At 59.9% G+C, this 434-nt stretch carries 1 pseudogene; it reads right to left on the bottom strand.

Annotated features, from left to right (window positions below):
* Nucleotides 1–111: 111 nt before the first annotated feature.
* Nucleotides 112–434 (bottom strand): annotated as a pseudogene (locus J5M67_RS28810) (hypothetical protein); the annotation flags it as partial.

Genomic DNA, 434 nt, shown 5'->3' with positions numbered 1-434 from the left:
GAACAACGTAGGGCCAGATAGGGAGTAACGGGGCATGTGACCAGCTAAAAGTCATGCGATCAGCGCCGCTGTATTTGGAAACCCGACGACTGGAAACAGCGTATTTTTTGCCTACCCAGTTGGCGGCATGTCCGCATTGCCGCCGCTGCGGAAATGGGCGTCAACCACGCTGGCGATGTCGGCAGGCTGGGCTCCTGTCTTGAGCGCAAGGCACAGCGCTTGTTCCAGCTGCTGCCACCCCCGTGATGACGCGACATTGCTGCCAACCGTTTCGGTCAGACGGAACATCAGCCCTTCCAGCAGCTCTTCGTCACCCACGTCCGATGCGGTCTGCTCCGCTAGTGCCAAGAGGACGTTGCGCGCAGATGCCAACGAGTCGATTGGCACCCCGGCCAATGCCGTAGGCGTAGTGATGACACGATCCACCCTGACGA

The organism is Pseudomonas sp. 30_B (genome assembly GCF_017491605.1).
In the GTDB taxonomy this organism is placed as follows: Bacteria; Pseudomonadota; Gammaproteobacteria; order Pseudomonadales; family Pseudomonadaceae; genus Pseudomonas.
This window is presented reverse-complemented; position numbering and strand designations above follow the sequence as displayed.